At 36.0% G+C, this 11223-nt stretch carries 7 protein-coding genes and 1 pseudogene; 7 read left to right on the top strand and 1 reads right to left on the bottom strand.

Going from position 1 to position 11223, the window contains the following annotated elements; all coding sequences use genetic code 11:
• Window positions 1-188: 188 nt before the first annotated feature.
• Window positions 189-744, top strand: a pseudogene (locus AW17_RS24785) (transposase); the annotation flags it as partial.
• Window positions 745-980: 236 nt separating this feature from the next.
• Here the strand turns inward: AW17_RS24785 and AW17_RS01965 are convergent.
• The gene (locus AW17_RS01965; RefSeq protein ID WP_051691577.1) at window positions 981-1685 is read right to left on the bottom strand and encodes a peroxiredoxin family protein; all 705 of its coding nucleotides are present in this window, start codon (window positions 1683-1685) and stop codon (window positions 981-983) included.
• 169 nt (window positions 1686-1854) lie between these two features.
• Between AW17_RS01965 and AW17_RS01960 the strand changes: the two genes are divergently transcribed.
• The 6 genes from AW17_RS01960 (at window position 1855) to AW17_RS01935 (ending at window position 11169) form a co-directional block, all read left to right on the top strand.
• Window positions 1855-3213, top strand: coding sequence for a sensor histidine kinase (locus tag AW17_RS01960; protein ID WP_029274413.1), 1359 nt, complete (start codon window positions 1855-1857; stop codon window positions 3211-3213).
• A complete protein-coding gene (locus tag AW17_RS01955; RefSeq protein ID WP_029274412.1) occupies window positions 3206-3901 on the top strand; it encodes a response regulator transcription factor in 696 nt (231 codons plus the stop codon). Before AW17_RS01960 ends, AW17_RS01955 begins: the two co-directional genes overlap by 8 nt.
• Window positions 3902-4042: 141 nt before the next feature.
• Window positions 4043-4561, top strand: a complete 519-nt coding sequence (locus AW17_RS01950; RefSeq protein WP_245234990.1) for an RNA polymerase sigma-70 factor — start codon at window positions 4043-4045, stop codon at window positions 4559-4561.
• 66 nt (window positions 4562-4627) lie between these two features.
• A complete protein-coding gene (locus tag AW17_RS01945) occupies window positions 4628-5773 on the top strand; it encodes a FecR family protein (RefSeq protein ID WP_036668816.1) in 1146 nt (381 codons plus the stop codon).
• A gap of 335 nt (window positions 5774-6108) precedes the next feature.
• Complete coding sequence (locus AW17_RS01940; protein ID WP_029274409.1) at window positions 6109-9747, top strand: SusC/RagA family TonB-linked outer membrane protein; 3639 nt, start codon at window positions 6109-6111, stop codon at window positions 9745-9747.
• 90 nt (window positions 9748-9837) lie between these two features.
• Complete coding sequence (locus tag AW17_RS01935) at window positions 9838-11169, top strand: RagB/SusD family nutrient uptake outer membrane protein (RefSeq protein WP_029274408.1); 1332 nt, start codon at window positions 9838-9840, stop codon at window positions 11167-11169.
• Window positions 11170-11223: the final 54 nt, after the last annotated feature.

The raw sequence follows: 11223 nt of genomic DNA, 5'->3' as shown, positions 1-11223 counted from the left end.
TTGTGAACCTCACTGACATTGCGCAAAGCCGTTTATTTGATGGATGATGATTTTAAGGATCAAATGCCAGAGAAAAACGATTCAAATGACATCTTAAAGGAAATAGAATACTGCCGGGAATTACAAAAGCGCATCGAATCTGGTGAAACATTAAGCAAAATTCCTGCCGTACAGGAGAAACTGAATCAGTTGAAGATACACAGGAGAATTACACTTTATCAAAAGATATGGATGCCAGGGTCGGACACAAAACAGCTGACAGTAGTTTTTTTTGGTTACAAAATACATTTGGCAATGACAGAGGAACGTATCATTACTACTGCTATTGTTACCTCGGCAGAGAAGGGAGATGGTCCTGAACTACCAAAACTGTAGAACCAGACCATGTACAAAAGAGTTCAGGGTAAAAAGATAAATAGGTACAACCAGTCAATGGTTTATTATTTTGACGTTGAAAAGTGCAAGAGATGTCCGCTGAGGGATGGATGTTACAAGCCAGAGGCCAAAAGCAAAACTTATTCAGTTGCAATAAAAGCAAATGAACACATAGAACAGGAAGTATTTCAGCAAAGCGATTACTTCAGGGAAAAGTCGAGACATAGGTACAAAATAGAGGCGAAAAATAGCGAACTGAAGAATGTTCATGGATATGACAGGGCAGATTCCTATGGTTTGGAAAGCATGAAAATGCAAGGTGCTCTTGCCATATTCGTAGTAAATCTAAAAAGAATACTCAAATTCTAGGTTTGGTAATCTCATCCCAAAAAAATTCTTCAGGAGTTTGCAAACCGCTATAAAATAAATCGGAAGGCAGCCTAAAAGTAAATGTGAAATAACACAGCAAAAAGAAGGCAGTTGAATAGTTCATAACCATTCAACTGCCTTCTTTTGCCGTAGACTATTTTAAGGTCACTTTTTCAGTGCCCTCTGATTTATGATACACCCTTTTTATGAAGTAGAATATAAGGTATTTTATTAGACTAAAGCTGTTTGTCAATTTCTTTTGATAAAGATTCAGCGATATTCGATCCACCAATTTGCGAATATTTAATAATGCCATTTTTGTCAATCACTATTGAAGTTGGATATGCTGCAACTTTATAATCACCTGCTGTTTTTTTCCCATCACTCAATAGTGTGTAATTGAAGGTATTCGTTTTTAAAAATTCTTTAATTTCCTTAGCACCGTCATTTCCTATGGCAAGAAAGACAACATCCTTGCCCTTATATTTTTCTTTTAATTTATTGAGTTCGGGCATTTCATGTTGACATGGTACACAAGCTGCAAACCAAAAGTTCAGTACAACTACTTTTCCTTTCAGATCTTGCAATGCGTATTTTTTTCCATTAATGTCATTTAATTCAAAAGGAGGTGCAGTTTTTCCTGTCTCCTTTGCCATTGTGGCATTTGCTTGCTCCATTTTTTCTTGTAGTTGTTTTATCTTCGAGGTATCAACTTTTACCAAATAGATGTGCTGTTCATTGCCTTCGCTACTCTTCTCCATTTGAAAACTCCCGCCCCAGGCTTGCATAACACTATCAATCTTTGCATAAGATATTTCCGCCCCTCCTTTGATAAAATACTTTGCATTTTTTGGGAACATATCTTCTTTGCGCATTTTTTCCTGAGCATTAGCAAGGCTAGCGAATAAACACAGTGCTATTAACATTAAATAATTTTTCATGTGGATTTAATTTGATTTTAATTTACTTTACATTTTGATAAACAAAACTACTTCACTATGCTGCCTGTTTCTGTTAACGATGCCTTAATTAATGTTAACTAGTGTTAACTCACCTAATCTGTACCTTATTATTAGGTATCTTTAACACTACAGAAAGAATATAATTTACATGAAGAAAAGAATGCGTTTTGTATGGTTATTGGCTATTGTCACAATTACAGGAATCATTGTGTTTCAGGTATATTGGGTATATAATTCTTATAAAACAGAAGAACGTAATTTTTATAGTTCGGTAACTTTTTCATTAGAGCGTAGCATTAGTGCTTACATGTCAAAGGAGATTAAGCCTCAGATTATTTTCAAAGCAGATTCATCTTCTCTTTCAGAAATCAGTGGGATTGTGAGGATGCCTCGGGAAAATAATAGTTCACCAGAATCATATGTAGGAGGACAGGGAATTGTGGTTAAGTTTCCAGCTTCTCAAAAAAACTCTCAAAACGTCTCGCAAATGAAGTTGGGAGACATTACTCTAATGGCTCAAAACTTCGGCAAACCATTGAAAATTAAAATGTTAAGTTCGTTCTTACAGCAAGAGCTTAAAAAAGACAATATGGCTATTTCGTTCAACCTTGTTTTACTCAAGAAACAAAAAATGCTACCGGTTAATAAGGCTGCTGTATTTGTAAGCTTTTCGAAAGACAGTGAGGTTGTTGTTGCAAATATCACTAATGAAAGCCAATATTTATTGTTACGAATATTGGTCCCGGCTTTAATTTCGTTGTTATTGATTTTTTTGTCTGCTGCTAGCCTTTATTATATGGGAATTATTATTCGAAGACAGATGAAATTGGATTCTATGAAGAATGATTTTTTCAGTAATATAGCCCATGAACTGCGTACCCCGATCTCAATTCTGAAGTCGACTCACGAGGCTCTCTATAAATTCGGCGAATCTTCAGATCCAGAGATAACTTCTCGCTATCTTGAGATCAATACCGCCATTTTGGATAAATTAGATAGCAATGTTGATCGAATATTAGATATTACCCGGTATGAGCATGGTGTTAAACCAGTAAACATAGAACGAGTAGATCTTTTGTTGCTCATTAATAAAATAATAGCGGAGTTTTCTGTCCATGATCATATTTCAATCCAATATAATCTGCCTCTTAATGCATATGTTAATACAGATATGTATATTATCCACACCGTGCTAACCAATCTGGTAGACAATGCTATTAAGTATACAGAAGGACAGGTAAAGATTAATATAATTGCTGCACTAACAGATCATCATTGGAAACTAGAAGTAAAAGACAACGGACAAGGTATTGATGAAGAATATCTGCCCTATATATTTGATAAGTTTTACCGGGTGCCATCGGGTAACATTCACGACGTAAAAGGGTATGGGCTTGGTCTGAATTATGTTAAGGAGCTTGTTGCTGCTTTGAATGGAAAGATCGACGTAAAGAGCAGTAAAGGTATTGGAACAACTTTTATTCTAAAATTCCCTATCTATGGATAAAATTAAAGTACTATTGGTTGAGGATGAAGATGTTCTGGCAATGATTATTGCTGAAACACTTGGTAAAAGAGGCTTTGAAATCAAGATTGCTAAGAATGGTGTTGAGGGTTGGAGCATGTTCAATCAGCTAAAGCCAGACATTTGTATCATTGATATTATGATGCCCCGAAAGGATGGTATCTCCCTGCTTCAAGATATTCGCAAAGTAGATGAATTTATTCCTGCTATCTTTCTAACGGCAAAGTCTCAAACAGAAGATGTATTAAAGGGATTTGAGGCTGGGGCAGATGACTACATGAAAAAGCCATTTAGCATGGAAGAGCTAATACTTAGGTTAAAAAGCATGATGCGCAGAAAAATTCCAGGCATAATAACCAACTCTCCAGTACAGGAAGTGTCAAATAAGATAGGACCTTATGAGTTTAACCACAAAAAGTTGGAGTTGATGTTTGAAAATTCAACAATTGCATTATCTCAACGGGAAGCTGATTTATTGGCGCTGTTGTTACAACATAAAAATAGCATACTAGATAGAAATATTGCATTATTAAAGCTTTGGGGCGACGATAATATATTTAATGCCCGAAGTATGGATGTATACATTAGCAGGTTGCGCAAATACTTTGTTAAAGATACTCATGTAGAAATATTGAATATCAGGGGACAAGGTTATAAATTGATCGATTAGTACAGGAAAGAAGCTTTTGAGCCTCATAACTATAGGATAACGAGATAATTTCTTTAGATTTGATCAGTCTACTATTATCCTGAGACAGGATTTTAACGTATGAATAGACATAGTAAACTTTCAGAGCCAGAATTAATCAGCTTGTTAAAAACTGGCGATGAACTTGCTTTTACTGAAATTTACAACCGATACTGGAAGAAGCTCTTTACTGTTGCTGCAAATAAAATCGGCGATCTTGAGGAAGCCCGAGAAATTGTACAAAATATATTTATCAGCCTTTGGAACCGCAGAACACAATTGGAGATTAGGGGAGCACTAAGCAGTTACCTTGCGGTTTCTGTAAAATATCGGGTAATTAATGTGTTGGACAAAAAAAATAACCATCAAATTTATTTAGATAATCTTCGTATTTCTGATATTGACGATTCTACTCAACAATGGTTAGCGTTTATGGAATTGAAAGATAGACTTGCCGAACTCGTTGCGGAATTGCCAGAAAAGTGCCGACTTGTATTTGTTTTGAGTAGAGACGGTGGACATTCCCAAAAGCAAATTGCCGAAAAACTCGGGATCTCTGAGAAAACGGTTGAAGGCCATTTAACAAAAGCAATAAAATCGCTCAAAACAGGTCTAAATACCTTCCTATTAACACTTCTTTAATTTATTTCCTTTTACAAGCAAGGGATAACTTGTTTTTAGCTGACTTATATATAGAAATCTTTATATATGGAGAAGTTAAATACGCCAGATCGCTTTAAACACTTGGCTTCCAAATGGAAGGATGGATCAATTACATCAGAAGAAACAAAGGAATTTGCAGCATGGTATAATGCTGATCAGGATAAAGAGATTTTTATCCCCGAGCAATTTGCTAAAGATTTAAACAGCTTAAACAAAAGCATGTTTGAAGCGATATTGTTAAAAATCAAACCAACAAAACGAGTTTCATTATGGCCTCGAATTGCTGCCGCGGCTATTATAATGGTGATATTTGGTGCTGGAATAGGGTATTTTAGAAATATAGCCCATTTTAATGGGATCGAACAAATTGCAGATAGAGGCCCAGGTAAAAATGGCGCAATCTTGACTTTGGCCAATGGAAAAAAAATCTACATCTCAGACAACAAAACAGGTGTGCTTGCAAGTGAACCAGGGATAAGTATTTCTAAAACTGCGGATGGACAAATTATATACACCATTAATGATCGCGAAAGTGCGCCTAGCAGTGGATTTAATACCCTACAAACCTCAAATGGAGAACAAACTCAGGTGAGGTTACCCGATGGAACTGTGGTGTATCTAAATTCAGCATCTAGCTTAAAGTATCCAACTTCTTTTACAAAAAAGAAAAAACGAATGGTGGAACTTTCTGGTGAAGGCTATTTTAATGTAAACAAAGATAAATTACATCCATTTATTGTAAAAACAGAGCGCCAAGAAGTTGAAGTCTTAGGAACACAGTTTAATATTAATAGTTATGCTGGCGAAATCCTTACACGTACAACTCTACTGGAGGGTTCGGTAAAAATTACTGGAAAAAATAAGATAATTAAAGTTTTAAAGCCAAACCAACAAGCAATTAATTCTGCAACTAAAATGGAAATAGTCGATGTAGAAGCTCAGTTTTTTGTGGATTGGAAGGAAGGATTTTTTATGTTCAACAAAGAGAATCTAGAAAGTATCATGAAACGTGTTGCGAGATGGTATAACGTAAAAGTAATATATGAAGATCCTAAATTAAAAAGCGAAATCATTTCTGGTACAATTAGCAAGTATGAAACAATATCAAGCCTTGTTAATGTATTAGAACGTAGTGGCCTTGCAACATTTAAAATTGATAAAGATGTGGTTACGATTAGCTTAAAGAAATAACTCACTAATCAACAGTTTAACAAAACCTTTCAAAGTGATTAACAACTAACGGTTTGAACCTTATAAACAAAGGCAAAATCCATTGATAAACCTAAACAACCAAAATACATGAAAAATCAGAAACAAGGACCTTGAAGGGTATAGTAATTTGATGCAAAAAAGAGCCTCGATTCGTGGTCGAAGCCCTTTCTATCTGCATTCAGAAATATTGATTAAACAAATTTCTTAAACCTGGTGAAGTGCTCAATCCTTCTAAAAATCGACACAACGCCATAACAGACTAATGTCAAATGTATAAAAATTATACTAATTTTTTATGTAAGCCTTGTGGCTACATGGTTAAAATACTATTGAATAAGGATTCGCTTTTTCAGCGGATGAATGAGATTGATAAACGAAAATGGATAATGAGGGCTAAACTAACTACATTCTTATTAATCATTACACTTGCGCAGGTTAGTGCTTCAACTTTCGGGCAAAATTTAACGCTTAAAGAGAAGAACATCACCATTGCAAAAGTGTTTTATGAAATCCGTAAGCAAACCGGATATGATGTTTTGCTGTGGAGCAAAAAGCTAGATATCTCAAAAAAAATAGATGTAGCGTTTAATAATACACCAGTTAGTCATGTAATTAATCAAATTATTAATGGAACAGAGCTGAAATATACGTTAAACAACAAAACCATATATATTGAACAAAAAGAAAAATCTTTTTTTGAACGGCTTGTAGAGCGATTTCTTGAGATCGATATCAGTGGAAAGGTATTAGGTGAAAATGGAGAAGCACTTGCGGGAGCTTCTGTTAAAATTAAAGGAACTTCACACCTTGTGATTACAAATGATAAAGGAGAATTCAATTTCTCTAAAGTTGATGAAAATGCAATATTAGTGATTTCTTATCTCGGTTATGAGTTGATGGAAGTTAAAGCCAAACCTAATTTAGGGTCAATAAGGATGGTGCGAAGCACGAGTAAATTGGATGAGGTTAATGTTTCTATTAATACAGGTTATCAAAAGATCAAAAAGGATCAAATAACCGGAGCGGCATCTAATATGAATGAAGAACAATATCAGCAGCGAACAGCAATAACAGGGAATTTTTTGGAGAGCTTAGAAGGAAAGATTCCAGGCTTGGTTTATAACGGGCAAACCGGAGAACTCACTATCCGTGGTGTTTCTACTTTTGATGCCGTAAAGCAACCATTAATTGTACTCGATGGTTTCCCTACAGAAATAGACCTGAGAACAATTAATCCAAACGACATTACTTCTGTTACTGTTTTACGTGATGCGGCTGCAGCTTCCATTTATGGGGTTAGAGCATCAAATGGGGTCATTGTTGTAGAAACGAGACGAGGTAAGATGGGCAAGCCTGTATTTACCTTCAATAGTTCTCTAGCTTTTCAAGATAAGCCAGATTTTAGCTACATGAACTATATTTCTTCAAGTGAATTTGTGCAATTACAACGTGATAATTTTTATATCACTAAGCCTAACAATGTGTTGTATAATGTGGGTATCTATAAAATGAACCCTGCGCAAGAAATTCTTTTTAAGGGACCAAGACCTGGTGTGGTTAACCCAGTATTAACTCAGGCTCAGGTAGATCAGCAATTGGCTGCATTAGGCTCTTATGATAACCTAAATGAGTACCAACGTTTATTCTATCAACAAAGACAGGTAAAGAATGTAAATTTTGATGTAAGTGGCGGAAGTCCGAACAATACGTATATGATGGGCTTGAACTATATTGGAGAAACACCAGTAAATAGGGGTTCACAAAATAAACAGTTTAACCTTAACTTGGCCAACACCTTTCGATTTTCTTCTAGATTCAATTTTGATTTTAGGGGAACTTACACTAATATTAATAACACCACGGCCAATACCCCAATTTATGGGGATATTTTCCCCTACGAGCGTTATGCAGACGATAATGGAAATCCGCTGCCTGTATCTTTAGGGCCAAGAAAGGATTATATTACTTATCATACTTCTACTGCAACAAATAATGCCTTACAAGCTGCTGGGTTATACAACCAGTTTTATTTTCCCTATCAGGAACTGACTAGCAATGAGAACACACAAAAAAATTCTTTGATCAAATTTCAGGGTAGATTAAATAGCAAGATTACCAATTGGCTTAATTTTGATTTGGGAGGGAATTATGAAAATCAGAATGTAAGGTTTGATCAATTGCAGACCGAAGATTCATTTACAACTAAAACTTTAATCAATTCAATGGCCTTAAAAGATGCCGTTACAGGAAAGGCACTTTTTACCAATATGCCTAAAGGTGATATTTTAAAACGAAATACCCAAAAAATCACTAATTACACCTTACGGGGGCAATTAAACTTCAGTCATACATTTGGTAAAGATCATAGCTTATCGGGAATACTTGGCGCAGAGCAGAAAAAGACGGTAGGTGAAGGATACTTAACCTCATTTTTTGGCTATGACGGACAATCATTGATTGTAAAACCGATTAATATGGGCGCTTTAAATACTACGGTTAGACCTGCCTTTCCATTCAATACTAATGGTAGTGGAGCAAAGTTTAATAGCACAGAATATTTTAATGAAACCGCCAGCGATAGAAGGTTTATTTCTTACTATGGTCAGGCAACTTATATCTATAAGTCAAAATATGTAGCTACAGGAAGTTTCAGAATCGATAAATCAAACTTGTTTGGTGTAGATCCAAAATATAGAAATAAACCATTATGGTCTGCTGGTTTAAATTGGCGATTGGGAGAAGAAGAGTTTATTAAGAAACAAACCTGGGTAGACCAACTACAATTAAGGGCCGCAACGGGCTTTAACGGAAATGTGCCATTGAGTAACAGTGGTCCATTTTTAACCCTCGAATCTAGATTAAACACTACTTTAACTACACCATTAACTTATAATGATATACTCACTCCCGAAAATCAATCATTGAAATGGGAAACCACACAGAACTATAATTTTGGCTTGGACTATAGCTTTTTAAAAAGCAGGATTTCTGGGTCGGTAGACTACTACATTAAACGAACCAAAGATATATTTGGACAGTATGGGGCAGACCCTACAACAGGTTTTAACCAGTATAATGCAAATACTGCATCAATTGAGAACAAAGGGCTAGAGATTTTATTGAACAGCATTAACCTAAGACAGCACAAATTTGAATGGAGAACCCAATTAACCGCTTCATTTAACCAAAATAAAGTATTGGAAGTTAAAGCTAGCGAATTTACTACTTCACAGCAGATTGTGAGCTCAAGCTTACCAGTTAAAGGGCTTCCAATTGGTGCCTTGTACAGCTATAATTATGGAGGTTTAAACAGTAACGGACAGCCTTATGTGTTAGATAGATTCGGTAATCAAAAAGTATTGGCCTATACAAATATGGGTGCAGGTGTAACCGACTTAACCAAAGATGATCTGATTTACCGTGGTACAACGACACCAAAATATGTATTGGGCTTGAATAACCAATTTAGTTTGGGTGCCTTCGATATCTCGTTTCTATTGATGTATTATGGTGGGCATGTAATGAGGGTAGAACAGCCAAATCCTAATAATATTGGAATCTTTAGCCTTACTCCATTACAAGGTGCCAATAATTTCTGGAAAACGGCAGGTGATGAAACTAAGACCCGTATTCCTGGATATTCGGGTGCTTCGCCATCAACGCCAGGCTACTTTCAGCCTAGTGCACTTTCTGGCTATCAATATGCTTCAGAGTTTGTGCGCAAGGCCGATTACATTCGCATCAGAGATATAGTGGTCACCTATCGTGCTAAAGCTCAATTTTTAGAAAAAGCAGGGTTAAGAAATACCCAACTACGCTTTCAGGCACAAAATCCATTCCGTTATACTTTTAGCGGAAACGATATCGATCCAGATGCAATTGATCGGATTTCAGGTATTCGCAGACTGGAAACTCAACCTTTATACAGTTTAACTTTATCTACCAACTTTTAGAAACCATGAAACCATCATGAGTTTACATTCACAAATGCAATGTGAAACTCATGATAGCTTCATAACCATTAAAACTCAAATTATAAACTGATGAAAAATAAACATATCATACTGTTAATTCTTGTTGTACTTGCATGTTCTTCATGCAAAAAATTTCTAGATGTAAAACCTAAAGGGGTTATCTTACCAGAAAAGGTTGAAGATTATGAAGCAATTTTGAATTCTCCTTCGCTAACCAAAACATTTTCAATAAACCTGCTCGATTTTACAGACGATAATTTAAATACATTTACAGTAACGGCTACCTCTCCGGCTGCCAATGGCTATTACTGGCGACCAATTTTAACGGTTGATGAACTGCTCAGTCCCGATGTTTGGGGCTCAGCTTATCGTAGTATCTACTCTGCGAATGCGATTATTAATGGTGTGCCAACTGCTACTAAAGGTACTGACGCACAGAAATTAAGCATTACAGGTGAAGCATTGGTAATTAGAGCCAATTGTTATCTCGAGTTATTAACAGTATTTGCCAAAGCCTATAATCCTGCAACTGCAGGTACAGATCCTGGTCTTCCTTTAGTAACTAGTACCGATGTGAATGATAAGGTGCCAGCCAGGTCATCGCTCAAAGCTACGTTGGATGAGATTATAGGTAATGTAACTACCGCAATTCCAGCTTTACCCAGCAGTAATGTAAATAGGTACCGAGTAACAAAATATGTAGCCTACGGCTTACTGACAAGAATTTATTTATATATGGCAGATTTTGTAGATGCTAAAAAGTATAACGATTTAGCTTTAACAGGGCCTCATACTTTATTAAATTATAATTCATACACCTTACCTACTGGCTTCCCGGTTTACGAATTAAGTCCTGAAGTACTTTGGCAACGGGCATCAGTTAATGGCTCACCTAATTTTATGCTCTATTCTACTGATTTAAAAAGCTATTTTGATAGCAATGATCTTCGTTACGAACTCTCAACCATAACAACCGTTAATGGTTTGGGACGGACTCCGTTCCCTGGAGAATATAATTTCGGTATTACCTTCCCGGAAATGTACTTAACCAAAGCTGAATTGTTGGCAAGAGAGGGTAAGTTTAATGAAGCCATGTATATTGTGAACATGTTGCGTAAAAATAGGATTAAAACTGCTGCTTATGTTGATCAAACCGCCACCACTGGCGAAGAAGCTTTGGTTAAAGTATTGGCAGAACGAAGGAGGGAGGGTGCTTATAGCGGTCTTCGCTGGTTTGATATGAAACGTTTGGACCAGGAAGGCAGAATGCCAGAGGTAAAAAGGATTAATCAAACATCATTAGCTGTAGAAGTAACATTAGCCCCGAAAAGCCCTAATTATACTTTTGAAATTCCAACACGTGTCAAATTATTTAATCCTAACATGCAATTAAACCATTAATGTAAACTTTACCATCGATCCAGAACGAAATTTACTTCGAAAAGCTAAATTCTC

The organism is Pedobacter borealis DSM 19626 (assembly GCF_000708285.2).
Taxonomy (GTDB): Bacteria; Bacteroidota; Bacteroidia; order Sphingobacteriales; family Sphingobacteriaceae; genus Pedobacter; species Pedobacter borealis.
The sequence above is the reverse complement of the archived record's forward strand: the minus strand, read 5'-3'. Positions and strand labels throughout refer to the sequence as shown.